27 protein-coding genes and 3 pseudogenes are annotated in these 26,128 nt (G+C 60.7%); 13 read left to right on the forward strand and 17 right to left on the reverse strand.

Going from position 1 to position 26,128, the window contains the following annotated elements:
• Positions 1-86 precede the first annotated feature (86 nt).
• On the forward strand, positions 87-941 hold the full coding sequence (locus PspR76_RS23905) for a LysR family transcriptional regulator (RefSeq protein ID WP_159959276.1): 855 nt from the start codon (positions 87-89) through the stop codon (positions 939-941).
• 160 nt (positions 942-1,101) lie between these two features.
• Here the strand turns inward: PspR76_RS23905 and PspR76_RS23910 are convergent, their stop codons facing one another.
• Positions 1,102-1,944, reverse strand: coding sequence for a LysR family transcriptional regulator (locus PspR76_RS23910; protein ID WP_159959278.1), 843 nt, complete (start codon positions 1,942-1,944; stop codon positions 1,102-1,104).
• A 112-nt stretch (positions 1,945-2,056) separates the two neighbouring features.
• On the opposite strand from PspR76_RS23910, the gene PspR76_RS23915 reads away from it, so the two are divergent.
• Positions 2,057-2,782, forward strand: coding sequence for an SDR family oxidoreductase (locus tag PspR76_RS23915; RefSeq protein WP_159959280.1), 726 nt, complete (start codon positions 2,057-2,059; stop codon positions 2,780-2,782).
• A 110-nt stretch (positions 2,783-2,892) separates the two neighbouring features.
• Here PspR76_RS23915 and PspR76_RS23920 read toward each other — a convergent pair whose 3' ends face one another.
• Genes PspR76_RS23920 through PspR76_RS23935 form a run of 4 tightly spaced genes read right to left on the reverse strand, consistent with a single transcriptional unit; the run spans position 2,893 to position 5,430 of the window.
• Positions 2,893-4,116, reverse strand: a complete 1,224-nt coding sequence (locus tag PspR76_RS23920) for an RNA polymerase sigma factor (RefSeq protein ID WP_159959282.1) — start codon at positions 4,114-4,116, stop codon at positions 2,893-2,895.
• Positions 4,113-4,589: an SRPBCC family protein gene (locus tag PspR76_RS23925; RefSeq protein ID WP_159959284.1), complete on the reverse strand. Its 477-nt coding sequence runs from the start codon at positions 4,587-4,589 to the stop codon at positions 4,113-4,115. Before PspR76_RS23925 ends, PspR76_RS23920 begins: the two co-directional genes overlap by 4 nt.
• A 34-nt stretch (positions 4,590-4,623) precedes the next feature.
• Positions 4,624-4,968 carry a YciI family protein gene (locus PspR76_RS23930; protein WP_159959286.1) on the reverse strand — a complete coding sequence of 115 codons (345 nt, stop codon included), beginning with the start codon at positions 4,966-4,968 and terminating at the stop codon, positions 4,624-4,626.
• A gap of 42 nt (positions 4,969-5,010) precedes the next feature.
• A complete protein-coding gene (locus PspR76_RS23935) occupies positions 5,011-5,430 on the reverse strand; it encodes a YybH family protein (protein ID WP_159959288.1) in 420 nt (139 codons plus the stop codon).
• 148 nt (positions 5,431-5,578) lie between these two features.
• Between PspR76_RS23935 and PspR76_RS23940 the strand changes: the two genes are divergently transcribed.
• Positions 5,579-6,067 carry a GNAT family N-acetyltransferase gene (locus PspR76_RS23940; protein ID WP_159959290.1) on the forward strand — a complete coding sequence of 163 codons (489 nt, stop codon included), beginning with the start codon at positions 5,579-5,581 and terminating at the stop codon, positions 6,065-6,067.
• A 20-nt stretch (positions 6,068-6,087) separates the two neighbouring features.
• Positions 6,088-6,693: a pyridoxamine 5'-phosphate oxidase family protein gene (locus tag PspR76_RS23945; RefSeq protein WP_159959292.1), complete on the forward strand. Its 606-nt coding sequence runs from the start codon at positions 6,088-6,090 to the stop codon at positions 6,691-6,693.
• Between the two features lie 42 nt (positions 6,694-6,735).
• Here PspR76_RS23945 and PspR76_RS23950 read toward each other — a convergent pair whose 3' ends face one another.
• A complete protein-coding gene (locus PspR76_RS23950) occupies positions 6,736-7,218 on the reverse strand; it encodes a GyrI-like domain-containing protein (protein WP_159959294.1) in 483 nt (160 codons plus the stop codon).
• 197 nt (positions 7,219-7,415) lie between these two features.
• On the opposite strand from PspR76_RS23950, the gene alaC reads away from it, so the two are divergent.
• The gene (gene alaC / locus PspR76_RS23955; protein WP_159959296.1) at positions 7,416-8,633 is read left to right on the forward strand and encodes an alanine transaminase; all 1,218 of its coding nucleotides are present in this window, start codon (positions 7,416-7,418) and stop codon (positions 8,631-8,633) included.
• A gap of 55 nt (positions 8,634-8,688) precedes the next feature.
• On the opposite strand, the gene PspR76_RS23960 is transcribed toward alaC, so the two are convergent.
• The 3 genes from PspR76_RS23960 to PspR76_RS23970 all read right to left on the reverse strand — a co-directional run bounded on the left by PspR76_RS23960 (position 8,689) and on the right by PspR76_RS23970 (position 11,264).
• Positions 8,689-9,012, reverse strand: a complete 324-nt coding sequence (locus PspR76_RS23960; protein WP_159959298.1) for a hypothetical protein — start codon at positions 9,010-9,012, stop codon at positions 8,689-8,691.
• A 281-nt stretch (positions 9,013-9,293) separates the two neighbouring features.
• Positions 9,294-10,646 (reverse strand): GntP family permease, encoded by a 1,353-nt coding sequence (locus PspR76_RS23965; RefSeq protein WP_159959300.1) that lies wholly within the window; start codon positions 10,644-10,646, stop codon positions 9,294-9,296.
• 84 nt (positions 10,647-10,730) lie between these two features.
• Positions 10,731-11,264 (reverse strand): gluconokinase, encoded by a 534-nt coding sequence (locus tag PspR76_RS23970; RefSeq protein ID WP_017139216.1) that lies wholly within the window; start codon positions 11,262-11,264, stop codon positions 10,731-10,733.
• A gap of 212 nt (positions 11,265-11,476) precedes the next feature.
• Between PspR76_RS23970 and PspR76_RS23975 the strand changes: the two genes are divergently transcribed.
• The 5 genes and pseudogenes from PspR76_RS23975 to PspR76_RS23995 form a co-directional block, all read left to right on the forward strand.
• Positions 11,477-12,508, forward strand: a complete 1,032-nt coding sequence (locus PspR76_RS23975; RefSeq protein ID WP_162530312.1) for a LacI family DNA-binding transcriptional regulator — start codon at positions 11,477-11,479, stop codon at positions 12,506-12,508.
• Positions 12,509-12,953: 445 nt separating this feature from the next.
• Entirely contained in the window at positions 12,954-13,193 is a 240-nt protein-coding gene (locus tag PspR76_RS23980; RefSeq protein WP_159959304.1) for a DUF6124 family protein, read from the forward strand.
• 205 nt (positions 13,194-13,398) lie between these two features.
• Positions 13,399-14,031, forward strand: a complete 633-nt coding sequence (locus PspR76_RS23985) for a glutathione S-transferase family protein (RefSeq protein ID WP_159959306.1) — start codon at positions 13,399-13,401, stop codon at positions 14,029-14,031.
• Between the two features lie 15 nt (positions 14,032-14,046).
• On the forward strand, positions 14,047-14,784 hold the full coding sequence (locus tag PspR76_RS23990) for an NAD-dependent epimerase/dehydratase family protein (protein WP_159959308.1): 738 nt from the start codon (positions 14,047-14,049) through the stop codon (positions 14,782-14,784).
• 140 nt (positions 14,785-14,924) lie between these two features.
• Positions 14,925-16,121: pseudogene (locus tag PspR76_RS23995) on the forward strand (MFS transporter); the annotation flags it as partial.
• Positions 16,122-16,128: 7 nt separating this feature from the next.
• Here the strand turns inward: PspR76_RS23995 and PspR76_RS24000 are convergent.
• Positions 16,129-17,505 carry an IS30 family transposase gene (locus PspR76_RS24000; protein WP_159954389.1) on the reverse strand — a complete coding sequence of 459 codons (1,377 nt, stop codon included), beginning with the start codon at positions 17,503-17,505 and terminating at the stop codon, positions 16,129-16,131.
• 55 nt (positions 17,506-17,560) lie between these two features.
• Between PspR76_RS24000 and PspR76_RS24005 the strand changes: the two are divergent.
• Together PspR76_RS24005 and PspR76_RS24010 are read left to right on the forward strand one after the other, a co-directional pair.
• Positions 17,561-17,791: pseudogene (locus PspR76_RS24005) on the forward strand (MFS transporter); the annotation flags it as partial.
• Between the two features lie 132 nt (positions 17,792-17,923).
• Positions 17,924-18,433 (forward strand): hypothetical protein, encoded by a 510-nt coding sequence (locus PspR76_RS24010; protein ID WP_159959310.1) that lies wholly within the window; start codon positions 17,924-17,926, stop codon positions 18,431-18,433.
• Between the two features lie 55 nt (positions 18,434-18,488).
• On the opposite strand, the gene PspR76_RS24015 is transcribed toward PspR76_RS24010, so the two are convergent.
• From PspR76_RS24015 to PspR76_RS24025, 4 genes and pseudogenes are all read right to left on the reverse strand, one after another.
• Entirely contained in the window at positions 18,489-19,379 is an 891-nt protein-coding gene (locus PspR76_RS24015) for an amino acid ABC transporter substrate-binding protein (RefSeq protein WP_159959312.1), read from the reverse strand.
• Between the two features lie 117 nt (positions 19,380-19,496).
• On the reverse strand, positions 19,497-20,066 hold the full coding sequence (locus PspR76_RS31725) for a methyl-accepting chemotaxis protein (RefSeq protein WP_408635724.1): 570 nt from the start codon (positions 20,064-20,066) through the stop codon (positions 19,497-19,499).
• A pseudogene (locus tag PspR76_RS31730) lies at positions 20,040-20,816 on the reverse strand (PAS domain-containing protein); the annotation flags it as partial. The gene PspR76_RS31725 and the pseudogene PspR76_RS31730, both read right to left, overlap by 27 nt.
• 167 nt (positions 20,817-20,983) lie before the next feature.
• Positions 20,984-21,853 (reverse strand): LysR family transcriptional regulator, encoded by an 870-nt coding sequence (locus tag PspR76_RS24025; protein ID WP_159959316.1) that lies wholly within the window; start codon positions 21,851-21,853, stop codon positions 20,984-20,986.
• Between the two features lie 96 nt (positions 21,854-21,949).
• On the opposite strand from PspR76_RS24025, the gene gstA reads away from it, so the two are divergent.
• A complete protein-coding gene (gstA, locus tag PspR76_RS24030; RefSeq protein WP_159959318.1) occupies positions 21,950-22,552 on the forward strand; it encodes a glutathione transferase GstA in 603 nt (200 codons plus the stop codon).
• A gap of 125 nt (positions 22,553-22,677) precedes the next feature.
• Here gstA and PspR76_RS24035 read toward each other — a convergent pair whose 3' ends face one another.
• The 3 genes from PspR76_RS24035 to PspR76_RS24045 are packed head-to-tail and all read right to left on the reverse strand — an operon-like array spanning position 22,678 to position 26,042.
• Positions 22,678-24,072 carry an aromatic amino acid lyase gene (locus PspR76_RS24035; RefSeq protein ID WP_159959320.1) on the reverse strand — a complete coding sequence of 465 codons (1,395 nt, stop codon included), beginning with the start codon at positions 24,070-24,072 and terminating at the stop codon, positions 22,678-22,680.
• Positions 24,069-25,073 (reverse strand): ornithine cyclodeaminase family protein, encoded by a 1,005-nt coding sequence (locus tag PspR76_RS24040; protein WP_159959322.1) that lies wholly within the window; start codon positions 25,071-25,073, stop codon positions 24,069-24,071. Before PspR76_RS24040 ends, PspR76_RS24035 begins: the two co-directional genes overlap by 4 nt.
• Before the next feature lie 39 nt (positions 25,074-25,112).
• On the reverse strand, positions 25,113-26,042 hold the full coding sequence (locus tag PspR76_RS24045) for an aliphatic sulfonate ABC transporter substrate-binding protein (RefSeq protein WP_159959324.1): 930 nt from the start codon (positions 26,040-26,042) through the stop codon (positions 25,113-25,115).
• Positions 26,043-26,128 lie beyond the last annotated feature (86 nt).

A 26,128-nucleotide genomic window follows, 5' to 3' on the forward strand; every position in this document is an offset into this window, starting at 1 on the left:
CCCGGCTCCGTGAGTGACGATGGTTGCCATCATTACCCTTTGACTCGATACTTCATAACTAATAACCATCGACCAAGGCGATAGACATGGCCTCTAATGAAGTGCTGCAGGCGTTTGTCCAGGCGGCTACCCAGGGCTCGTTTTCTGCGGCGGCGCGCAAGTTGGGCAAGAGCCAGTCCACCGTCAGCGCGGCGGTGGCGAGTTTGGAGATTGACCTGGATGTGGTGCTGTTCGATCGCAGCAGCCGCAAGCCAACGCTCACGCCCGCCGGCCATGTGTTATTGCAACGGGCCGAGCAGGTGTTGGAAGCCAGCAGCCGCCTGGAGCTGGCGGCGAGCCAGTTGGCAATGGGTTTGGAGCCGAAGTTGAGTATCGCCATGTCCGATACGTATCAGTCGGAGCGTTTCGAGCTCGCGCTTAAAGCGTTTGAACAACGCTACCCGGACCTGGAGCTGGAATGGCTGATCGCCGAATGCGAAGACCTGATCGCCCTGGTGCAAAGCGGCCGCGCGCAGATTGCCTTGATCGAAGCCCAAGAGGTTTACCCGCCCGACCTGACCCGCGCGCCCGTGGCGCAGCGTACGGAAATCGCCGTGTTCGTGGCGCCCACTCACCCTTTGGCCAACGTGCAAAACCTTGACCCGCAAGCCTTGCAGCAACACCGCGAACTGCGTCTGGCGAGCATCATCAACCCCAACGAAACCCGCCCGAGCGGCCGTGTGTGGTCGGCGCCGAGTTTTCTGATGCTGATGGAAATGGCCCAGCTCGGTTTCGGCTGGGCGGCGCTGCCGCGCTGGTTGGTGGAGCGCTTTGGGAATGCCGGGCTGGTGGAACTCAATGTGCGCAGTTGGCCGCGTTCGGTGGCGGTGGATGCGCTGTGGTCGCGCCAGCACCCGCCAGGGCCGGCGGGGAGTTGGATGTTGGGGCAGATGTTGGAGTGATAAACCTGCCCCCTCATACAACCTGGCAATAAAGACCCAACCTGTGGGAGCTGGCTTGCCTGCGATGGCGGTGGTTCAGCCTGCATCTTTGCTAACAGACATACCGCCATCGCAGGCAAGCCAGCTCCCACAGGGGATCGGCGTTGTTGGTTGGGTTGTGTCACGCCGCAGAGAGCTGTGGCGGCCGATTGTTCTGGAAATATTCATGCAAGGCACGCAGTGCGGGCAGCTCCAACGCCTGCGCGGCGAAGCACAACCCCACCCGGCGCGTCGGTGCCGGCAGGTGCCACTCGCGAATCACTACCCCGGCCCGCTCGGCGGCCATCGACTGCGGCAACATCGCCACGCCCACACCCGCCGCGACCATGTGCAATGCCTGAGTCAATGAACCGGCGTGCCCGACCACCGCTTGCGGCGAGCGGCCATACAGCGCCATCAAGCGCTGGTGGGAATCGTGCTGTGGGCAGGTGATCCAGTCTTCAATCGGCGCCCACGCCTGCTCTTTGCCGGCCTGCGCCATCGGGTGCGCCGTGCGCAACGCCATTACGTAAGACTCCTCCCAAAGCGGCAGGAACAACTCGTCCTCACAGCACATTTCTTCCACTGCCAGGCGCGCGTCGCCTTCGCAGCCTTCCTGCAAGGTCAGCAGCAAGCCTGGCAGACCTTGGTGCGCCATGCGCAGGAAGGTTTCGATCTGGCTGTCGGCAATATCGCCTTCCATACCCAGTTCCAGGGCAATGCGATTTTCGCGTCCGCGAAATAAACCGCTCAAGGCGTCCGCTTCCGCGACCATGCGCCGCGCCTGCGGGTACAGCACGCGCGCCTCGGCGCTGACGTCCACGCCGCGCGGCTGACGCACAAACAGCGCCACGCCGAGTTCATCTTCCAGCTGCTTGATGGTTACTGACAAGGTCGGCTGACTGATAAACAGACGCTGGGCGGCGGCGGTGATGTTGCGCTCTTCGAACACCGCGAGAAACGCCTTGAGGTGACGCACATCCATAGCTTTATCCGATGGCAGACAGAGAAATAAGGCATTTTTCAGCCTAGGCGTGGGTAAATATACTGCGCCCACGCTTTAAGTTATCGGTTTTTCTTATTCCAGGAGTGCATTTATGAGCAAGCCACTGATCATCATCACCGGCGCCAGTTCCGGCATTGGCGAAGCCACCGCGCGCCTGTTATCAGCCGCCGGGCATCCGCTGCTGTTGTTGGCGCGGCGTATTGATCGCCTGAACGATCTGGCCCTGCCCAACACCTTGAGCCGGGGCGTGGACATCACCGACCGCGCGGCATTGGTCGCCGCCGTGAAGGAAGCCGAAGCCCAATTCGGCCCCGCCGATGCGCTGATCAACAATGCCGGCGTGATGTTGCTGGGCGCCGTCAGCGAGCAAGCCCCCGAGCAATGGGAGCAGATGCTCGACGTTAACGTCAAAGGCCTGCTCAACGGCATTCACGCGGTGGCCGGCAGCATGGTCGCACGCAAGGGCGGCACGATCATCAACGTGAGTTCGGTGGCTGGGCGCAAGACCTTCCCGAATCATGTGGCGTATGTCGGCACCAAGTTCGCGGTGCATGGGATTTCGGAGAATCTGCGTGAGGAATTGTCGCCGAGCAATGTGCGGGTGATCACCATTGCGCCGGGCGCGGTGGAGACCGAGTTGCTCAGCCACACCACGGATGAGGCGATCAAGAGCGGTTACCAGGCCTGGAAACAGGACATGGGCGGCACGGTGTTGAGTGCCGATGATGTGGCTTCGGCGATTGCCTATGCGTATCAGCAGCCGCAGCATGTGTGCATTCGCGAGATTGTGTTGGCGGCGACGCGTCAGCAGCCATAACCTGAAAAACTGAATGTGGGAGCTGGCTTGCCTGCGATGGCATCGACCAGGTCCCACTGATACACCGAGGTGTCTGCATCGCAGGCAAACCAGCTCCCACAGTTTGATCTTCACTGTTTGTAGGATTTGAGTTCTGCCAGGCGCCGCTTTAGGAAGCTTTTTTCTGGGGTTTGTTGGGTCAGCGACAGAGCCTTTTCGTAGGCCGCCTTGGCCTCATCGGTACGCCCCAACTGCCGACAAAACTCCCCGCGCGCCGAATGCGCCAAGTGGTAATCCAGCAATTCTCCTCGCGACACAATCCCCTCAACCAACTGCAAACCTGCCAACGGCCCATCGCGCATCGCCACGGCCACCGCGCGGTTCAGCTCGATCACCGGCGATGGCACCTGCCTGAGCAATACGTCATAGAGCCCGACAATCTGCAGCCAATCCGTCTCGCCTGCGCTGGGCGCTTCGGCGTGCACCGCAGCAATCGCGGCTTGCAGGCAATACGGCCCAAACCGCCGGGTTCTCAGTGCCTGCTCCACCAGCGCACAGCCTTCAGCGATCAAGGCGGCGTCCCACAGCCTGCGGTCCTGTTCATCCAGCAGCACCAACTCGCCTTTGTCCGTACTCCGCGCCGCTCGGCGCGACTCGTGCAGCAGCATCAACGCCAGCAAGCCCGCGACTTCAGGCTCCGGCAGCAACTCCAGCAGCAGGCGGCCCAGGCGAATGGCTTCGCGGGTCAACTCCTCGCGGGTGAGGCCTGCGCCCATCGACGCCGAGTAGCCCTCGTTGAACACCAGATAAACCACGCGCAACACGCTGTCGAGCCGCTCGGGCAGTTCATCCAGGGACGGCACCTGATAGGGAATTTTCGCTTCACGGATTTTGCCTTTGGCGCGCACGATGCGTTGGGCGATGGTGGTGGGCGTGGCCAGAAACGCGCGGGCGATTTCTTCGGTGGTGAGGTCGCAGATCTCACGCAAGGTCAGCGCCGCCTGGGCGTCGGGCGCCAATGCCGGGTGGCAGCAGGTAAAGATCAGGCGCAGGCGGTCGTCTTCCACGTCGTTCTCACTCCAGTCAGCCGCTTCCAGCGCGTCCGCCTGTTCCTGCAACAACGGGGTAAACCGGGCCTGGCGGCGCAGGCGGTCGATGGCTTTGAAACGGCCGGTCGACACCAACCAGGCACGTGGATTACTCGGCACGCCGTCCTGCTGCCAGCGCTCGACCGCGACGAAGAACGCCTCGTGCAAGGCTTCTTCGGCGAGGTCGAAATCACCCAGCAGGCGAATCAGCGTGGCGAGTACGCGGCGTGATTCGCTGCGGTAAATGGCCTCGATCTGAGGCGTCAATCGGGCATGCCTTGGGTCACCAGCGTCACCAGGCGGTCCAGGCTTTGGCCCCAGCCATCATGGAAGCCCATGGCTTCGTGGGCCTGCTTGTCGGCTTCGCTCCAGTGCATGGCGCGGGCGGTGTAGAGGGTTTTGCCGTCGACGTCTTCGAAGGTTACTTCGGCGGTCATGAACGGCTTGCCCGACGGGATCCAGCCCGGCGCGTAGGCGTCGGTAAACACCAGCCGGCTCGGCGCCTGGATTTCCAGGAACACCCCTTGGGTCGGGTATTCGGCGCCGTCCGGCGCGCGCATCAAGGTGCGAAACAGGCCGCCGACCCACAGGTTCATTTCGCATTCGGGCGTGGTCATGCCGTGTGGGCCCCACCATTGCTGCAGCAAGGCGGGCTCGGTCCAGGCGCGAAATACGCGGTTGCGCGGGGCGTCGATCAAGCGGCTGATGGACAGTTCAAATTCAGCGGGTTGGGTGGTCATGGGGTAAACCTCCTGAGTCTTTTGATTGTTGTGTTCAGAGATTCAATTCACGCACAGGGCGTACTTCCACGCTGCCGACCCTGGCTGCCGGAATGCCACCGGCCACCTGGATCGCTTCGTTCAAGTCCTTGGCCTCGATCAGGTAAAACCCGGCGAGCTGCTCCTTGGTTTCGGCGAATGGCCCGTCGGTGATCGACAACTTGCCATTGCGCATGCGCACGGTGGTGGCGCTACTCACCGACTCCAGCGGCTCGGCGGCGAGCATGCGCCCGCTGGCCTGGATCGCCTCGGCGTAGGCGAAACACTCCGGGTCTGCCGGGCTGTCCGGCGAGGTGTGCAGCACCTGTTCGTTGCTGTAGATCAGGCAGAGGTATTTCATGTGCGTCTCCGTTTTCGGACTACTGACTATAGTTCGTGGCGGTCAGGGTTTCAGGTCGAACAGCGCCGTGCCGCTTTCCATATCGAAAGGCGCCGACCAGTGCTCATGCACCACGCGCCATTGGCCGTTGATCCGTTGGTAACCGGCGGTCACCCGCATCCAGCACGCCTTCACTTCGCCATCCGGCCCGGCACCGCCGCAATGAGCCAGCCAATGGGCAAACGCGCTGTCTTGGGCCTCTACAATGTGCAGTTCATGAAACTCGAAGATGCCGGGGCCGGGGCAGTGCTTCATGCACGCCTCCCAATGGGCGCGGTAGGCGGCCTTGCCCTTGAATTGCAGCGCGGTAACGGCGTCGAACGAGACGATATCGTCGGCGTAAAAGCTGACAATGCTGTCGATATCACGGGCCAGCACGGCCTGCTTCCATTGCTCGATCAAGGTGTTGATTGCAGTGCTCATGGCGATACTCCTGGGGGTTGGAAAATCACGAAGGACACCCTTAGTCGAATGACGCTTGGCTCAATCGACACCCCGCTGAAAAATAATTTCGCCACGCGCAAACCCGCTAGAATCCACGCCTCTTTGTAGGATTTCGGATGCGCCCTCGATGGAAACCCGCCTCGTCCCCTATGAGACGCTGAGCCTTGTGCAAAAACAGCAGCTCGACACCCTGCAAGTGCATCCCGAGCAACTGGCGTACTCCGGCGATATCTACTGCGCGCTGAACAGCCTGCTGGTCAACCCCAACCCCGGCGCGATCAAAGGCTTTGCCCTGCTCGCCGACGACCGGCCCGTGGCCTTCCTCCTGCTTAAACGCCCGCCGTGCCTGCCTCACTGGGCCGATGAACACAGCGCCACGCTGCATGCGCTGCAAGTGGACCGCACCCAGCAAGGGCGAGGTTTCGGCAAAGCCTGCTTACACGCACTGCCGGCGGCGGCCCTGCTGGCCTGGCCGCAGATCCAGGGGCTGGAGTTGTCGGTGGACGCCGACAACGTGGCGGCGATGGGGCTGTATCTGGCGGCCGGGTGGGTCGACAGTGGGGAGGCATATCGGGGACGGGTTGGGTATGAGCGCCGGTTGGCGTTAGTATTTTGAACGATAAGGAGCTGGCGAATATGCTGACAACCCTCGAACAACTCGAAACCCTCTACGGCCTCCCCCACGAGCGGGCGGTGCGCAAGGAGATTGCGTTTCTCAACGAGGATTACCAGGCCATGGTGCGCGCATCGCCGTTGGTGGTGGTGAGCTCATCCGGGGCGGATGGCATCGACGGTTCGCCGCGTGGCGATGTGCCGGGGTTTGTGCGGATTGTGGATGAGCGCACGTTGGCGATTCCCGATCGGCCGGGCAATAACCGTCTCGATACCTTGCGTAATCTGCTGCACGACCCACGGATTGCGTTGCTGTTCATCATTCCGGGCATCGGCGAAACGTTGCGCGTGAATGGCCGGGCGCAGATTTCCATCGAGCCCGAGCTGTTGGAGAGTTTTGCGGTGAATGGCAAACCTGCGCGATCAGTGATTCTGGTGCAGGTGGAGGCGGCGTATTTCCACTGTTCCAAGGCGTTTGTGCGCTCGGACTGCTGGAACCCCGAGAAACACCTGGACCGCTCGGCATTGCCGTCGGCCGGGGCATTTCACAAGCGGCTCAATGACGGGCAATTTGACGCCGAAACGTATGACCGGGAGATGCCGGAGCGGGTCAGAAGCACGTTGTATTGATCCACTGCCGGGGCCGGCGTACCGGCTCCGGCAGGGCCGCAGTCAGCCTCTTTCGCCAACCGGCAACCAGATTTCCACGGTGCCCGTGCCCTTGCGTACATCAAAATCGGCACTGTAACGCTCGAAGTCCGCCCCCATCACCTTATAGCCCGAGTGCGGCAGCCATTCGAACATGATGCGCTCGTACGTTTGCTCAAGTGCCTGCACCGGCCCGTCATGCCGGAACACGGCGTAGTTGAGCGGTGGAATTTCGACAAACTCGAAGTTGCTCGGCACGTCGCTTTTGCTTGGCACTTCAGCACCGGCCAGATAGTCGAATTCGCCGTGCTTGGGGTTATGGCAAACGCCATACGTCACGCCACCGACACGCTTCTTGAGGTCCTTGATGCATGTATCGAACAACTCCCACAGTTTGGGAATATCACCCACAGTGGCCTTCGAATAACGCCCTTGGACGCCTGCGATCACCAGGGCTTTACCGGCTTCCATGCGCGGCTCCAACGGTTGTTTTATCTGCTGATCCATCTAAACAGTCTCCTTCTTATGAGGGAACAAACCCGCATCGAGTATAGGGGCATATACACGCCGCACTCCAAGCAGAAATTTTTCCGGCGCCATCTGGACAACGGGCCATCATCGACCGTATTGTCTGCCCCGCAGGCCACCGCAGTGGCCGACGTCGCTCGGACGGTTCCGGGCGCTTACGTACTCTTGAGGCAACAATGGCAGACCAAGGTTCGCCGCGCCGCTTTGCGCGCATAGATCGACTCCCCCCTTACGTTTTTAATATCACTGCCGAGCTGAAGATGGCTGCGCGTCGGCGCGGCGAAGACATCATCGACTTGAGCATGGGTAACCCTGACGGCGCCACGCCTCCACATATTGTGGAAAAAATGGTCACCGTCGCCCAGCGTGAAGACACCCACGGCTACTCCACCTCCAAAGGCATTCCGCGTCTGCGCCGGGCGATTTCGCGCTGGTACAAAGACCGTTATGAGGTGGATATCGACCCCGAGTCGGAAGCCATCGTCACCATCGGTTCCAAGGAAGGCCTGGCGCACTTGATGCTGGCCACCCTGGACCAGGGCGACACCGTGCTGGTGCCCAACCCCAGCTACCCGATTCACATCTACGGTGCCGTGATTGCCGGCGCCCAGGTGCGCTCGGTGCCGCTGATTCCCGGCGTGGACTTCTTCGCCGAGCTGGAACGGGCGATTCGCGGCTCGATCCCCAAGCCGAAAATGATGATCCTGGGCTTCCCGTCCAACCCGACCGCGCAGTGTGTGGAGCTGGATTTCTTCGAGCGCGTTATAGCCCTCGCCAAACAGTACGACGTGCTGGTGGTGCACGACCTGGCCTACGCCGACATCGTCTACGACGGCTGGAAAGCCCCGTCGATCATGCAAGTGCCGGGCGCCAAGGACATTGCGGTGGAGTTTTTCACCCTGTCCAAGAGCTACAACATGGCCGGCTGGCGCATTGGTTTCATGGTCGGCAACCCGGAACTGGTCAACGCCCTGGCGCGGATCAAGAGTTACCACGACTACGGCACCTTCACCCCGCTGCAAGTGGCGGCGATTGCGGCGCTGGAAGGCGATCAGCAATGTGTGAAGGACATCGCCGAGCAGTATCGCCAGCGCCGTAACGTGCTGGTCAAGGGCCTGCATGAGCTGGGCTGGATGGTCGAGAACCCGAAGGCGTCGATGTACGTCTGGGCGAAAATTCCCGAGCAGTATGCGGCCATGGGCTCGCTGGAATTTGCCAAGAAACTGCTGCTGGAAGCGAAGGTGTGTGTGTCGCCGGGGATTGGCTTTGGTGAGTATGGGGATGATCATGTGCGCTTTGCGCTGATCGAGAACCAGGACCGGATCCGCCAGGCGGTGCGCGGGATTCGCGGGATGTTCCGCGCGGATGGTTTAACTCGCAAAACCGAGGTTTGAATCGCCAGGGGCTAGCTGGCTAGCCCCTGTGTCTTCGATCACGCCTGGTGGCCTATCAAACGTAAAAACTCCATTTATATTCGTCTTGTCCTGTAGGGCTTTTGTACTCCGCCTTAAGGTGCACCGTACCCGTCACTGGGTTGGGATGGTTACTGGGTGGAGGCTGAATCATCGACTGGTCGATCACCACATTTCCTTGCCACTGACCAGCCCGGTTTACCAAAAAGGGGCCACCGATTTGCACACCAGCACTGTTGAAAACAGAAACCTGAGCGCCCCGTTCACCTTCGCCTCCAACAATGTGCTGACCTGTTGGTTTATTGTCATGAGAATAAGAATAGCCGTTTGATGCCGGAACAAAAACTCTGAATGCATCCATTTCCCTATACCTCCAGAACGCTGCCACGACAGTGGCAACCTGGAAATAACCTAGCAGCGTGAAACCATCACGCCTACCTGTGAAAGTTGACAGTTCCGACAAGTGAAAAGGTAGGGTAGAGACCCCAAAGACGTCGATGTACGCCTGGGTGAAGATTCCCGCAGCGCATGATCGTTCCCACGCTCCGCGTGGGAACGCAGCACGGGGCGCTCTGCGTCCCAAAGCGTGACGCGGAGCGTCACAAGAGGCATTCCCACGCGGAGCGTGGGAACGATCAACTGTCAGACCACCAACGACAGCAACATGATAAAGATCAGCGCCACCACCGACAGGATGGTCTCCATCGCCGTCCAGGTCTTGAACGTCTCGACCACGGTCATATTGAAGTACTGCTTCACCAGCCAGAACCCCGCATCGTTGACGTGAGACAACACCAACGACCCCGCCCCCGTCGCCAACACCAGCAGCTCACGGTTAACCCCCGGAATCATCCCCACCACCGGCACCACAATGCCTGCGCCAGTAATGGTCGCCACGGTCGCGGAACCGGTGGCCACACGAATCACCGCCGCCACCAGCCACGCCAGCAGAATCGGGTTGATCTGTGCGTTCACCGCCATATGGCCGATCACGTCGCCCACGCCGCTGGTCACCAGCATCTGCTTGAAACCACCGCCGGCGCCGATGATCAGGATGATCGCCGCCGTCGGCGCCAGGCTGGCGTCGAGCAGCTTGAGGATTTGCTTGGAGTGAATGCCCTGGCGATGGCCAAAGGTGTAGAGCGACAGCAGCAACGCCAGCAGCAGCGCGGTGATCGGGTGACCGATCATGTCCATCCAGTTGCGGATGACATGGCCGTCGGCCAACGCGACGTCAGCGAAGGTTTTGAGCAGCATCAGGAACACCGGCAGCAGCACGGTGATCAGGGTAATGCTGAAGCTCGGCAGGTCTTTGGATTCCGGCTCGCGGGCCAGTTGGTCGACCAGTTCCTGGGACGGGTTGCCCGGGATGTACTTGGCGATAAACGTACCGAAAATCGGCCCGGCGATGATGGCGGTCGGCAGCGCGACGATCAGCCCGTACAGGATGGTCTTGCCGATGTCCGCGCCAAATACGCCGATGGCCAGCAGCGGGCCCGGGTGCGGTGGCACCAGGCCGTGCACCGCCGACAGGCCGGCGAGCAGCGGGATGCCGATTTTGATCAGCGACACACCCGTGCGGCGCGCGACGATGAATACCAGCGGAATCAGCAGTACAAAACCGATCTCGAAGAACAGCGGGATGCCCACCAGGAACGCGGCGAACATCATCGCCCACTGGACTTTCTCTTTGCCGAAGGCGCGGATCAAGGTCTGCGCGATCTGATCGGCGCCGCCGGACTCGGCCATCATCTTGCCGAGCATCGTGCCCAGCGCAAGGATGATGCCGACAAAGCCGAGCACCCCGCCGAAGCCGTCCTGGAACGCCTTGATGATCTTGTCCACGGGCATGCCCGAGGTCAGGCCGAGGAAGCCGGCCGCGATGATCAGTGCAATGAACGGGTGCACCTTGAACTTGGTGATCAAAAAGATCAGCCCGATGATAGTGACCACTGCATCTAGCAGCAGGTAGGACTCGTGGGACATGCCAAACATGGGGGGGGTCTCCTGTTTGTTGTTGTTATTAAAGCGGGTGTTGAATTTTTCGCCGGGGATAGCGCTATCTTTTCCGGCAAAAAATTAATGGGTTGGTTCAAAGCCGTGTTGCAGCCACCAGGCATTGGTTTGCTCGGCCAGGTCCTCGACGCTGTCTTCGCTGGCGTTCAGCGCCAGGGTCAGCGGCTCGCCCACGGGCGACTCGAGGGTGGCGAACTGGCTGTCGATCAGGCTTGCCGGCATGAAATGACCGGGGCGATGGGACACGCGGTCGGCGGCCACGGCGCGGGTCAGCTCCAGGAACACAAAGCCCAGGCCCGGCGCGGCTTCGCGCAGGTGGTCACGGTATTTTTTCTTCAGGGCTGAACAGGTGAGCACCGGATGCTCGCCGGCTTTGAGCGAGCGGCGCAGTTCATCGCACAGGATGTCGAGCCAGCCGGCGCGGTCGTCGTCGTTGAGAGGGTGGCCGGCGCTCATCTTCTCGATGTTCGCGGCGGGGTGAAAGCTGTCGCCTTCAATGGCGGTGGCGCCGTTCAGGCGGCATAGGGCTTCGCTGACGCTGGACTTGCCACAGCCGGAAACACCCATGATGACCAGGGCGGTAACAGGTTGACTCATGAAACACCTCAGGACGCAGATAGCGCTACCTTCGCACGCTGTAAGGCTAGTGCAAAAACAGGCTTTTCCCGCGCCGACTTGTCATTTTTATGGAGTGACGCGTGCATCCTCTCCAAAACAGTTGAACCGGATCAGGCAACCCAGGATTCAAGAATTTGCAGCCTTTTGGAGACAGCGCTACCTTAGTGCCTCGATTTTTGTTTGGCAACCGCCTGATGACCTCCAAGAACGATAAAAATACCCGCACCACCGGTCGCCCGACCCTCAATGAAGTAGCCCGCCTGGCCGGCGTCAGCCCGATTACCGCCTCCCGCGCCCTGCGCGGCATCAGCACCGTGGCCACCGAACTGGTGGAAAAAGTGCAGCAGGCCGCCGCCGAACTCAACTACGTGGTCAACCCCGCCGCCCGCGCACTGGCCTCCGCGCAAAGCCACTCGGTGGTGGTGATCGTGCCATCGCTGTCCAACCTGCTGTTTATCGAAACCCTGGAAGCCATCCACCAAGTGCTGCGGCCCAAGGGCTTTGAAGTGCTGATCGGCAACTCCCACTATTCGCGCGATGAAGAAGAAAACCTGCTGCGCAACTACATGGCCTACCAGCCACGCGGTTTGCTGCTGACTGGGTTTGACCGCACCGAAAGTGCGCGACGGATGGTCGAGGCCAGCAATGTGCCGTGCGTGTACATGATGGACCTGGACCCGAATGCCGGCGTGAACTGCGTGGGCTTCTCGCAACTGAGCGCGGGCGAAACGGCGGCGGCGCATTTGATTTCACGGGGGCGCAAGCGCCTGGCGTATATCGGTGCGCAGCTCGATCAGCGTACGTTGCTGCGCGGTGAAGGTTTCCGCCGTGCGCTGCAACAGGCGGGCCTGTACGACCCGGCGCTGGAACTGCTGACGCCGCGTCCTTCCTCCGTGGGCTTGGGGGGCGAGCTGTTTTTGCAGCTGCTGGCCAGCCATCCGGATGTGGATGCGATCTTCTTTGGTAACGATGACTTGGCCCAAGGTGCGCTGCTGGAGGCCATGCGCCATGGCATCAAGGTGCCGGAGCGCGTGGCCGTATTGGGCTTTAACGACTTGCCCGCCTCGTCTTTTATGGTGCCGCGCTTGAGCAGCATCAGCACCCCGCGTGAAGCCATTGGCCGGCGCTCGGCAGAGCATTTGCTGACCATCATGGCGGGCAACAAGATCGCCAAGCCGGTGGTGGACATGGGTTTTGAGTTGCAGGTGCGCGAAAGCACCTGATCGCGGCCTGATCGTTCCCCCGCTCTGCGTGGGAACGCCTATTGTGACGCTCTGCGTCACGCTTTGGACGCAGAGCGTCCAGGGCTGCATTCCCACGCGGGAGCGTGGGAACGATCAGAGTGGTGTAGGACGCCTGTAGGACGCGACTGACATTGCGGTAAGCGCCTTGCCCGGTTGCCTACGCTTACGTCAGAATCCGCCGGCTTGTGCGCTTGGGTGGTGGTCTTTAAGGTTTGCCGGTCGCTGAATTTCTCGGTGACCGGGTTTAGTAGCCCTACTTTTGGACACTTTTTGTGCATGAGCCTCATCTGAGTTTGATGGCGGCTGTGCGTAGGGCATCTTCGGGTGCGCCGGCTTTAAGTGTCCACCGGTCTACTAACCTGCGTACAGCTGCCACCCTTCGTTTAGTAGCGATCCGGCGGCGGCCTATTTCCAGGACGCTTAAATGATCAATGAAACCGAAAAACCGCCAACCATTCTTTTCACCCTCATCCCCGATACCCCCACCGAATCCCTGCTGACAAACAGCTACGAAACCCTGTGTTCCGTCAGCACCTTGTTGCTCGACCTGTCCGATGACCTCACCGGCAAACACCGCGATGTCGCATTGGCGATTCATCAACTGAGCGAGCTATCAGTGCTGATGGTAGGCAAAGCCATGGACCAGCAAACACCGCGCACCTAAAGCCCTGTTCGGTCAAAAATGTGGGAGCTGGCTTGCCTGCGATGGCCGTGTGTCAGCTACAAATTGGCTAACTGACCCACCGCATTCGCGAGCAAGCCCGCTCCCACATTGGCTGTGCCCACTTACGAGCAGACACAACTGCATAGCGTCGACAGGGCACCACTGATAGATTCCCATGGGTCATCACCATCGACAGGGAAGCACCATGGGACACTCACTGAAAATCCTCGGCCGCACGTCCTCCATCAACGTGCGAAAAGTGCTCTGGACCTGTCAGGAACTGGGCATCGACTATGTGCGTGAAGACTGGGGCATCGGCTTCAAGCCCACCCAGTCCGCCGAGTTCCTGGCCCTGAACCCCAATGCCCAAGTGCCGGTGCTGATCGACGACCACGGCGTGCTGTGGGAATCCAACACCATCTGCCGTTACCTCGTCGGCCTTTACCAACGCACTGACTTGCTGCCCGCCGAGCCCGCGCCACGCGCTCGGGTCGAGCAGTGGGTTGACTGGCAAGCCGTGGAACTCAACCGCGCCTGGGGCGATGCCTTCACCGCGCTGGTGCGCAACAACCCGGACGGCCTCGACGCGGCGCAAATTGCCGCCGCCGTGCAGCGCTGGAACGACAAGATGGGCCTGCTCGAACAACAGCTGGCGAAAACCGGCGCCTATGTCGCCGGCGATGAATTCACCCTCGCCGATATCCTCATCGGCCTCTCGGTGCACCGCTGGCAGAACACGCCCATGCAGCGCCCGCCCTACCCCGCCATTGCGGCCTATTACCAACGCCTGAGCCAGCGCCAGGGCTTCAAGACCTTTGCCCTCGACGGCCATAACTAAAACAAGGAAATCCCCGTGAAAGGACTCAACGTACTGCTTACCGGCGCCTGCGGCAGAATCGGCAAGACGTTTTTCCAAGCCTCCCAAGACCGCTACCGCTTCACCCTCACCGACCGCGTCGCGCCGGAATTTCCAACCGGCGAGCACCGGTTCATCCACGCAGACCTCAGCGATAAAGCCAGCTTGGCCGCCCTGCTTGAAGGCATCGACGTGATCGTGCACCTGTCGGGCATCCCCCACGCCAGCGCCTCGTTCGAGGAGTTGCTGCCAAACAACATCCTCGCCACCACCTACCTGTTCGAAGCCGCCGTGGCCGCCGGCGTAAACCGGTTGGTGTTCGCCAGCAGCGCGCAAACCATCGAAGGCTACCCGGTGGACCGCCAGATCACCCCCGGCATGCCGGTGCTACCCGCCAACCTGTATGGCGTGAGCAAATGCTACGGCGAGGCGCTGTGCGGCTATTACGCAGCCAAGACGCCACTGTCGACCATTGCCCTGCGCATCGGCGCCTTCGAATTCCCCGAAACCCACGACCTCAACAACGCCCGCGACCTCAGCGCCTGGCTCAGCCCGCGTGACGCAGTGCACCTGCTGCAACGCTCGGTGGAGGCACAAGGCGTGAAGCACCTGATCGCCCACGGCATTTCCAATAACCGTTTCAAGCGCCTGGACCTGAGCGAAACCACGCGCATGTTGGGCTACCAACCGGTGGATGATGCGTTCCAGACGTTCGAGATCCCGATCACCTATTGAGCCGCTGCGGCATAAAACCTCGAAACCTGAGGCCGTGGCGCAATAAATCGGCGAATGTGTGGCCTGCCACCTGCAACTTCACACACACCGATTTCCGTTAGCCGGCTAAGATTCCAGGTCACTGCCCCTGGAATCTGCCCATGTCGACACTCACCGCCTCAGCCACGGACGGCATCGACCCGATCCGTGCCGCCCATATCAGCGCGCGCATTGACCGCTTGCCCGCCGTCGCCACTGTCTGGCACCTGGTGGCGTTGCTGTCGATCGGCGGTTTTTTCGAGCTGTATGACCTGTTCCAGACCGCCTACATCAGCCCCGGTTTGATCAGCGACGGGATTTTCCACACCGGCAGCGAAGGCGTGTTCGGTTTCTCCGATCAGGCCGCGTTCGCCTCGGCGACCTTCCTCGGCCTATTCCTCGGCGCCAGCCTGCTCAGCCCCATCGCCGACCACTTCGGGCGGCGGGCGATCTTCACCTTTGCGTTGATCTGGTACACCGTCGCCACCGTGCTGATGGGCATTCAGACGTCTGCACCGGGCATTATCTGCATGCGTTTTCTGGTGGGTATTGGCCTGGGCATCGAACTGGTGACCATCGACGCCTACCTCTCGGAACTGGTGCCCAAGCGCATGCGCAGCTCGGCATTCGCCTTTGCGTTTTTCATCCAGTTTTTGTCGGTGCCGGCGGTGGCGTTGATGTCGTGGTGGCTGGTGCCGCAGGCGCCGTTCGGGGTCTCCGGCTGGCGCCTGGTGGTGCTGAGCAGCGCGGTGTTTGCGCTGTTTATCTGGCAACTGCGCAAACGCCTGCCGGAATCACCGCGCTGGCTGGCGCAGAAAGGCCGCTTTGACGAAGCCGGGCAGATCATGGACAGCCTGGAGGCACGTTGCCAGAAAGACCATGGCAAACCCTTGGATGAACCGGAGCCGCAAGCCGTCAGCGTGCAAGGCAACGGCCGCTTTGCCGATATCTGGCAGCCGCCGTACCGGCGCCGGGCGTTGATGCTGATTGTGTTCCATGTGTTCCAGGCAATCGGCTTTTTCGGCTTCGGCAACTGGTTGCCGGCGCTGCTGTCCGGTCAAGGCGTGAGCGTGACCCACAGTTTGCTCTACGCGTTCATCATCACCCTCGCCTACCCGCTGGGGCCGTTGCTGTTTGTGAAGGTGGCCAACCGTTTTGAAAACAAATGGCAGATCGTCGGCTCGGCCATGGGCGCGATGATTTTCGGCAGCCTGTTCGCCCTGCAAACCACGGCCGTTGGGTTGGTGATCTGCGGGGTGATGATCACCTTCTGCAACGCCTGGCTGAGCTTCAGTTATCACTCGTACCAAAGTGAATTGGGCGGATTCAACCGGTCGTCGCAACACTGGATTGTTGTACAGACTTTAGATACTCATTGAGTGCTTCGGCAGGTGTTTTCCAGCCGAGTGTTTTTCGAGGTCTAGTGTTAAGTACGTGAGCTACCGCCTGTAATTCTTGGGCACTCCAACGAGAGAGGTCAGTGCCTTTCGGGAAGTATTGCCGTAGAAGGCCGTTCGTATTTTCGTTTGTACCGCGCTGCCATGGACTATGTGGATCAGCAAAGAAAACCTTTACTCCGGACTCGATGGTAAATCGAGCGTGATCCGACAGCTCCTTTCCACGATCCCAGGTCAAAGATCGCCACAGCTCGATGGGAAGATCAGTCACCGTCTTCTTCAATGCGTTGGCCATACTAACAGCCCCATAGCCAGCCAGCGCCGGGCCGTTCTTCGTGCGGGGAATTAGCCCATAACCTTTCTCGCGAGGCAGATGGACGAGCATGGTAAATCGAGTTGAGCGCTCGACCAGAGTTCCAATCGCAGACCGGTTCAGACCGATGATCAGGTCGCCCTCCCAATGCCCGGGTACAGCCCGATCTTCTACCTCAGCAGGGCGACTGGAGATCATGACGTCCTCGCTGACATGTGCCCACACTTTGGCCTGCGCTCTGGCTCTCGGCACGCGCAATGCGCGTCCTGAGCGCAGGCAGCTCACCAGTTCGCGCTTGAGAGCTCCTCGACCCTGAATGTAGAGCGCCTGATATATGGCTTCATGAGAGATGCGCATGGATTCATCATCCGGAAAATCGATCTGGAGCCGGTTGGCAATTTGTTCAGGCGACCAGCCATTGACCCATTTACGGTCACTGCGATGCGGTTTATTTCGGCCTTTGAAGGGTGCTTGCCGAGGCCCAGAAATCTCACGACCATCGGCGTCTTGAACCTTGCCCTCAAGGCGGTCGCGTACGTACTGGTGCAGTCGCGGGTTAGTGACCAATTTCGCTGGTTTCGGTCTCTTGGCCACCAGTTCTGCCTTCCATTGCGCTACTGACGCTCGATATTCAAGCCGACCGCAACGGGTAGCAGCATTTCGTGTCAGCTCCCGTGAAATTGTCGATGGGCTTCGTCCAAGGCGACGGGCGATCTCACGAACGCCAATACTTTGCGCTCGAAGCAGCCCAATCTCTTCTCGCTCTGCAAACGATAAGTATCGTCCTGATATGTGATTCGACATGAATAATGGCATCCCGCCGCGATGACGGAACCAGCGTGTACCTACCGCTGTTGATACGCCAACGGCATGTGCTGCCTTTTCGCTTGTGATGCCTGTTGCAATCTGCACCCAAAATAGCCGCTCGATCTCATTACGAAGTGAGGGCGCACCTGGAGAACGCATCGCTCCCCGGCCCGTCAATTTTTGCATCCATCCTGCGGGTCGTCCCATAAACACCTCGAACAAGGTGTTGCGACGACCGGTTGAATCCGCCTTGTTCCCCACCAATATCCGCGCGCGGGCGGTGGGGTTCTGCTATTCGTTCAGCCGCTTGTCCACGGTGTTCAGCAGCCTGTTGATCGGGTTCATCCTCGAGCACTTGGGCACGCCGGGCGTGTTGGCGTTTATTGCCAGCAGCATGTTGATCGTGATGATCACCATCAGTTGGTTCGGCCCGCGTACGCGTAATCTGGCGTTGGAGAATATTGCGCACTGACGGCAACGCTTGGCCGCCGGCAGGATAATGTTTGCCGCAACGGCCGCGCCATCCCCAATAAAACCGGGCCTGACGCCTGCGGCACGCTATTTGCTCCACCTGTGGCACCGAACACATCCCAGGTGAGCAATCATGCTGATCAACAACAACACCCAAGCCGTATCGACCGTGCAACAGCTCAAGCGTCCCGACATGGACCCGGCCAACGCTGCCGCCAGCACGCTGTACAGCGGCGCCCTGCAAGCGGCGCAGCAAAGCGTGACCGTGCCGGCTGCGCAAAAGGACCTGGACAAGGCCAACGACCGTATCGACGAAGCCTTCGCCAAGACCCGCGTGCAGTTGCAAGCCACCACCGCAGCCCCGACGGCATCGACGGATGTGCCGGCGGCCGGCTCAAGCACCAGCACCGCGCGTGCCGACTTCACCGACTACATGAGCAAATCTCCGGCTGAACGCATTCGCGAACAACTGCTCAAGGAGCAGGGTTTGACCGAAGCGCAAGTGCAGGCCATGCCGCAGGAGAAACAGGACGCGATTGCCAAGCAAGTGGCTGATCGCGTGAAGCAGCAGCAAGAGCAGCAAGTCGCGGCGAAGGCCACTGACCCGGCGCAGACCGTGAAAGAGACCTTGGCCGCGATCTGAAGATGCAGCCCTGGCGCCCGGGAGCAGATCTGCTCCCGGGCTTACTCGAAGAACCTTACAGCGCCTGACCCGGCTGATCCGTCGGGGTGCTGAACATCTGCCCCATCTGCGCTGAAAAGGGCACATTCACATTCAGCGTCTTTGTCGCAATCGGCGATTCAAACCACTTCCCATACAGTGCCTTGGCTTCCCCCGAGGCCATCAAGCCCATCAGGGTCGAGTCCACGGTGCGTTTTAATGCAGGGTTATTTTTCGGCATGATCAGCCCCAGGTGTTCCACCACCAGCACGTCCTTCAAGAACTGATAACGCGCAGGCTCAGCCGCACTCGCCATCAGCGGGGCCACTACCACCTCGTCAAACACCAGGCTGTCGGCTTGGTTATCGACCAGCAACTTGAAGCCCTCGGCGAGGTTTTTGGCAGGCACCTTTTTAAGGCTCCAGCCTTCGCGCTGCTCAAGTTGCTTGACCACCTCCCCAACGGTGGTGCCCTCGACAATCACTACGGATCGGCCATTGAGTTCCTTCAAGGTATCGAGCTTCTCGCCCACCCGGGAAACCACCTTGATCGAGGCTGCAAAGGTTGAAACGCTGAAATCCACCTGCTTCTGGCGTTCCAGCGTATTGGTGGTAGAACCACACTCCAGGTCCACCGAACCGCTGCTGACCGCGCTGATACGGTCTTTGAAACTCAAGGGTTTAAAGCTCAAGACCAGTTCATCAAGCTTGAGGTTTTTCTTGATGTCACCGGCGATACGCCGACACAGGTCGATTGAATAGCCAACCGGTTCACCGGCGCCGGGTTGATAAGAGAACGGCAGGGCCTCGGCCGGGTAACCAATCACCATGTGTTTTGTTGCGTGGATTTTTTCCATGACGGCATCGTTCGCGGTCACGCCGGCTGACAGCATGCACAGCGACAGGCATAAGGCACCTTGCAACTTCATAGCTCTTCCTACTCAGTGATTAAACCTGAGCCTTATACGTCCCACCCAGGAACCACTCTGTAGGCCTAATCGCAGAGCTCGCTGGCGACCCGGCGCCGACAGCGAGCCACACGACGTCTACTGCAACTGCAGCGTCGAATTGAACTGGCTGATCGCGTCCACCACATGCCGCGAGCCTTCCTGAATTTCCAGGATCACCTGCCCCGCTTCATTGGCCAGCTCCACGCCGAGCCCGGTGCGGCTCAAGCTCGATTGCATGCTCGACACCGCGCTCAGCGACAGGTCATGGTTCTTGCGCACCACGTCGACAATCTCCACCGTCGCCTGGCTGGTGCGTGCCGCGAGGCTGCGCACTTCGTCGGCCACCACCGCAAACCCGCGCCCATGCTCGCCGGCCCGCGCCGCTTCAATGGCCGCGTTAAGCGCGAGCATATTGGTTTGCTCGGCGATGCTGCGGATGGTTTGCACGATGGCGCCGATGATGTCCGACTGCTTGCTCACCGCATCAATGCTCTGCGCCGCCTGGTTCAGGTCGTGGGAGATTTCTTCGATGATTTGCACCGTTTGCTGCACCACCTCCGAACCTTTGCGCGCGCAGGCGTCGTTTTGTACCGAGGTGGCGTGGGCCGAATCGGCGGCGGTGCGCAAGGTAGTGACCTGATCGGTGATGTCACTGGCGAACTTCACCACTTTGTACAGGCGCCCGTTGGTGTCGAAGATCGGGTTGTAGGACGCCTCCAGAAACAGGGTTTTGCCGTATTTGTTTTTACGCTCAAAGCGATGGGAGTGGTATTCGCCACGGTTGAGCGAGGCCCAAAAGGCCTTGTATGCCGGTGACTCAACCTCGGCGCGATGGCAGAACATGCTGTGGTGCTGGCCGATGATTTCTTCGCGCGAATACTGCACGGTGCGCAGGAAGTTATCGTTGGCGTTGATGATCTGGCCTTGGGGCGTGAATTCGATCACCGCCATGGAACGGCTGATGGCGTCGATCAGGCTCTGGTTCTCGTGTTCATGGTGGACCCGCGCGGAAATATCCGACGCCACTTTGATCACGCTCTGCACCTGGCTGCTGCTGTCCAGCACCGGCATATAACTGGCTTCCAGCCACACCTCCTCACCCCGCTTGTTAAGGCGCATGAACGTGCCGCTGAGGGCTTCACCGCGCGCCAAGTCACGCCACAACTGGGTGTAGGCCTCGGTGTGGGTGTAGGCCTCTTCGCAAAAGACCCGATGATGTTTGCCGCGAATCTCCTCGACGTTGTAACCCATGGTTTTGCAGAAGTTGTCATTGGCGTCGAGAATCACGCCGTTGCGGTCGAACTCGATCATCGCCATGGAACGGCTGATGGCGGCGAGTTTGGCGTTGGCTTCGGTGAGGGCACAGGAAAAACGTTCGATTTCTTGCAGGTCGGATTTGTGATGGCGGTTGAACATGATCGGATCACCCTAGATTCCCGGCGCCTAAACAGGCGCATTCCATTCTTCAGTTGGCTATTGCTGGCACACCTTCAGGGGAAAAAACCATCCGAATCGCTTTACATGCCAAGCGTCATCAACGGTTCTGGGTGAGCATAGACAGGGCTTGGCGCTATGCAAGGCCACTAGTCAGCCAGCATTTTTAACAATGCAATGACTGCAGCCGAGGGCGGCTGGCTTGGTGAACCAACCAAAGCAAATTCACGGTGCAACGGCACCGTCAGCGGCATCACGCGCAGGCCATTACGCTGCGCCGGCAAGGCCATTTCCGGCACCAGGGTGACACCCACGCCTTCGCGCACAAGGCTGTAGGCGCTGCTCCATTCGCGCACTTCCACGCGGATATCGCCCAGGCTCAACCCGGCAGCGGCGGCCAGGCTGCGGGCATTCGCGGTACAGCCGCCGGTGGCCAGCACGAAGGGTTGTTCGAGTAATTCTTCAAGCGACACGCTGGCATCGGCCGGGCGCTGCGCCAGTGCATGGTCCGTCGGCAGCACGGCCATCCACAGGTCGCGGCCTAAAACCGTGGCGTTGTGCTCGGGCTTGGGGTTGAGCACCACGCCCAGGTCGATCAGGCCCGCGTCGAGCAAGGTGTGCACTTCGCTGTCCGTGACATCCAGGGTGGTCACCTCGATACCCGGGTTCAACTGGCGAAAACGCTGCAGCAACGGCGTCAGAAACGTCGCCAGCACCCTTGGGAAACTGGCGATGCGAATGTTCCCACGCAGCAGCGGGCGTGCTTCGTCGACCGTTGTGCGGATGGTTTGCAACGCGCCCATCATCACCCGCGCCTGCTCGATCACACTCAGCCCCAGCGCAGTGGGCAGCGTCTTGCGCGGCTCACGGGTAAACAGCTGCGCACCCAGCGTCGCCTCCATGGACGCCATGGCCTGGCTCGCAGCGGACTGGGTCATGCCGACCTGTTCGGCTGCCGCCGTGATGCTGCCGTGATCGGCCACGGCCACCAGCAAACGCCAGTGCATCAGGTTCATCATGGCAGTAGCTGTCCTTATGGGAGGGGGCTGAAGGTTTAATTTTACCCACGGTGCCATGCCCGTGAGACTGGCGCAAATCCAACGGAGCCGCCTTAGATGAAACTGTATTTTTCCCCGAATGCCTGCTCGCTCGCGCCGCATATCGTCCTGCGTGAACTGGCCTTGCCGTTCGAACTGGTGCAGGTGAATAACCAGGCTAAAACCTTCGCCGACGGCGAAGACTTCCTGCAGATCAACCCCAAAGGCTACGTGGCGGCGCTGCAACTGGACAACGGCCAGGTGCTGACCGAAGCCAGTGCGATCCTGCAATACCTGGCCGACTTGAAACCCGCCGCCGACCTGGCCCCGGCCAATGGCAGTTGGGAACGTGTGCGCTTGCAGGAATGGCTGAATTTTATCGCCAGCGAGATTCATGGTGGGCTGGCGATTTTCTTTAATGGTGCGATTCAGGGGGATGTGCGCGCGATGTTCCTGGCCACGTTGTACAAGCGCTTTGCGATTCTGGTGCAGACGTTGGAGGGTCAGGATTATCTGTTGGGCACGCAGTACTCGGTGGCGGATGCATATTTGTTTGTGGTGCTGCGTTGGGCCGGGTTGCACGACATTGATTTGCAGCAGTGGCCGGCGTTGGCGGCGTTTCAGCAGCGGGTTGGCGAGCGGCAAGCCGTAATCGCCGCATTGGCCGCCGAAGCCGCATGACCTGAAATGCGATTAAACATGTGGGAGCGGGCTTGCTCGCGAATGCGGTGGGTCAGTCAGCACATGCATCAACTGATACACCGCATTCGCGAGCAAGCCCGCTCCCACAGTTGATCTGCTTCGTTTCAAAGAAAGGGTTTCAAGCTGCCATCGGTGATGAACGCACTCAACGCCAACACATCCACCGACCCCGACCGATCCTGATCCAGATGCGTCACTTGGCTGCGCACCGCGTCATGAATCCGCTGCGCGCCCTGCCCCAATCGCAAATCGCCGCGCAAATCCACCGCTTGCGCGGCGACGATCAGTTCAATGCTCGCCAACCACAACACCCGCTCGGTTAAACGGCGGGTTTTGTCGACCACGGCCAACGCCTGCCCGGAGTAGTCTTCGACCCGATCCGCCACCGGCACGTTCACAGCAGGCAATGGGTTGGCAAGGTGGCCGATCTCCGCGACCAACGCCGAGCTGGTGCGCTGCAAGGCAGCCATGCCGACGTGCCCCGGTTGCGTGGTCAGAAAGCGCGGCAAGTCGCTGGACGCCGGTGACAGCAATTTGGCAATGCGCTCAGCACTGCAGGCCGCCACGCGACTGAGCGCCAAGCCCACGCCTTCCGCGGCCAGGGCCAAGTGCGTGCTGTCGAAATTGGCCGTGGCCACTACCCGCGACGCTTCGCTGATCAACGCCGGGTTATCCGCGCCGCTGCGCAATTCCAGCTCGACCAGCTCATGCAGTTGCTGCAACGCCTGCTGCGTCGCACCCTGCACAACGGTGGCACAGCGAAAGCTCAACGGGTCTTGCAAGCGGCGCGGGCTGCCCGCCAAATCGCCGCCTTCAAGCAGGTGCAACAACGCCGCCGACTGCTCGCTTTGCCCCGGCGCCGGGCGCAAGCGTGAAGCCCACGGCTGGAACGGGCTGAGGTTGGCCCGATAGCCTTCACACGACAGCGCCAGCGCAGCCAACACCGCCTGCAACACCTGCTGCACTTGCGCCACCAGCAACGCGCCCAGCCCGACACTTGCCGCATTCGCCGACACCAGCGCCAGGCCGTCCTTGCCGGTCAACGGCACCGTAAGCGCCAAGCTCAGGTGAGCCAGCGGCGCCAAGTCACTCTCGCCCAACGAGCCGAGCAACGGCACCTCGGGCTCGACGCCGGAGTTAAGCAACGCCAGCAGCGCCTCTGCCGTCGCCGGTGAAATGCCCGAACGGCCCTGAGCCAACCCGGCCAAACGGGCGGCGGTAATGGCGCGCAACTCCTGACGATTGGCCAGGCGCCCGACACCCACCGCACGTCCCAGGGGAATGTTGGCCTGCAACGGCGCCACCGAGGTATCCACCGCCGCTCCGAGACCGGTGGTCACGCCATAAATCGGCGTGCCCTCGGCCGCGAGTTTCAGCAGCAACTGGTGGCCTTCGTTAATACGCTGACGCGCCTGCGCAGTGAAATTCGCTGGCCTGTCGTGCTGGGCAATCGCCAGCAAATCCTCCAGCGTGAGGCCTTGGGGATCGATGAGAATCACGCCCAGCGCAGCCGCTGGCAGATCCCCAGGCGCTTGGCTTTTTCCAGCAGCGCATGGCCCAGGGCGATATCGCTGAGGCTCAAGCCGCGGTGCCAGAAGAGGATGGTTTCTTCGGGGTTTTCACGGCCGCTCTTCAGGCCGGCGACAATCTGCCCAAGCTCGGCGTGCAGGGTGTCGGCGCTGAGCTTGCCGGCGTCGACATGGGCGCGCAGTGCGCCAAACATACCGCCTTTGCACTGGCCCCAATCGTCCACCACTAGTTTGCTCATGATGTCGGTGAGCGACAATTCCACCGCGCTCATGGTGCCGTAAGGCACCACAAAGGCACCGGGTTTGATCCAGTCGGTGCGCAACAACGGTTCAGGCTGATCCAGCCGCGAGGCCTCGACCACAATGTCGGCGCCGCGCACGGTGGACTCCCAGTCTTCGGTGACGATGACCGGCTTGCCCAAGTCGCGACGCAGGCGTTCGGCGAAGGCTTCGCGGCTTTCGCTACGACGCGAATGCACGCGGATTTCCTCGAAGTCGAACAGGTGGTCGAGCAGCCGCACATTCCAGTACGCCGTGCCGCGCGCGCCGATATGCGCCAGCACTTTACTGTCGGGCCGGGCCAGGTATTTGGCGCCGATGGCAGTGACGGCGCCGGTGCGCATGTCAGTGATCGCCGAGGCATCGAGGATGGCCTTGGGAATGCCGGTGGCCGGGTCCAGCAGGTTGAGAATCGCCAATTCCGAAGGCAGGCCCTTGCGGTAGTTGTCGACGAAGTCGCCCACCACCTTGACCCCGGCGTAACCGATGCCGCCACCGAGCACACCACGCAACACGTTGAAGTGGCCATTGATCTCACCGCCAGGAATCAGGTGCGTGCGCGGCTCGATCACCGCCTCACCCCGGCCCTGAATGCCCAGGCTGGCTTCGATGGCGCTGAGGATTTCATCGTTGGAAAGGTTGAGTTCGTCGATGTCCAGGCCGTTGAGAAAGTCGATGTAGATCGGTTGCATGGTCTGCTCACTGATAAAAGGTTTTAGTGCTTCTTGTGCTTATGGCGCCTTGAACACGATCTGCTGCACATCGACCTTTTTCGGGATCAGGCCATTGGCAAAAAACAGGTCGGCGGTGCGTTGCTGGTTGGCGATATCCACTGCCTCCAACGGGCGAATCGGCGCCGGTGAGCGGTGTTCGAAGTAGCTTTTGACCACCGCCGGTGGCAGGCCCAGGGTCTTGGCCATCAATGCGATGCTTTGCTCGGGTTGGTCCAGGGACAGGCGCTGCGCCTTGGCCAGGGTCTTGATGATCGCGCCGACCGCCTGCGGGTGCTGCTTGGCAAACGGGCTGCTGACCACAAAGAAACTGCCCGCCGGGTTGAGGCCTTGGCCGTCACCCAGCACGCGCGCAGAACCGTCGACCACGGCCGCCGAGTAGTACGGGTCCCACACCACCCAGGCGTCGACTTTGCCCTGCTCAAACGCGGCACGCCCGTCGGACGGCGACAGGTACACCACGTCGACATCCTTCCACTGCAAACCGGCGCGCAGCAGGCTCTTGAGGAACAGGTTGTGCGCGCTGGAACCCTTGAGCAGCGCGACGCGCTTGCCCTTGAGTTCGGCCACGCTCTGAATCAGGCTGGCCTTGGGCACCAGCACCGCCTCGGTCTTGCCCTCATTCGGCTCGACCGCGAAGTACTGCAAATCAATGCCGGCAGCCTGGGCGAAGATCGGCGGGATGTCGCCGATATTGCCGATGTCCAGGCTGCCGCCGTTCAGCGCTTCGATCAGCGGCGGGCCACCGAGGAATTCGATCCACTGCACCTGAGTGCCGGGCAGCGCCTCTTCGAACAACTTGTGCTCGCGGGCCAGCACCATGCTCACCGAGCTTTTCTGGTAGCCGATGCGCAAGGTGGAAGGTTCGGCGGCTGAAACCGCTGCCGAAAACACCATTGAAGCCAGGATCACGCTGAAAAATTTAACCATCTGTGTCACCTCTGATCGCTCCCACGCTCAGCGTGGGGATGCATCCTGTGAGAGCGGGACGCGGAGCGTCCCTGGTGGCGTTCCTT

Origin of the sequence: Pseudomonas sp. R76 (genome assembly GCF_009834565.1) — a bacterium.
Taxonomy (GTDB): Bacteria; Pseudomonadota; Gammaproteobacteria; order Pseudomonadales; family Pseudomonadaceae; genus Aquipseudomonas.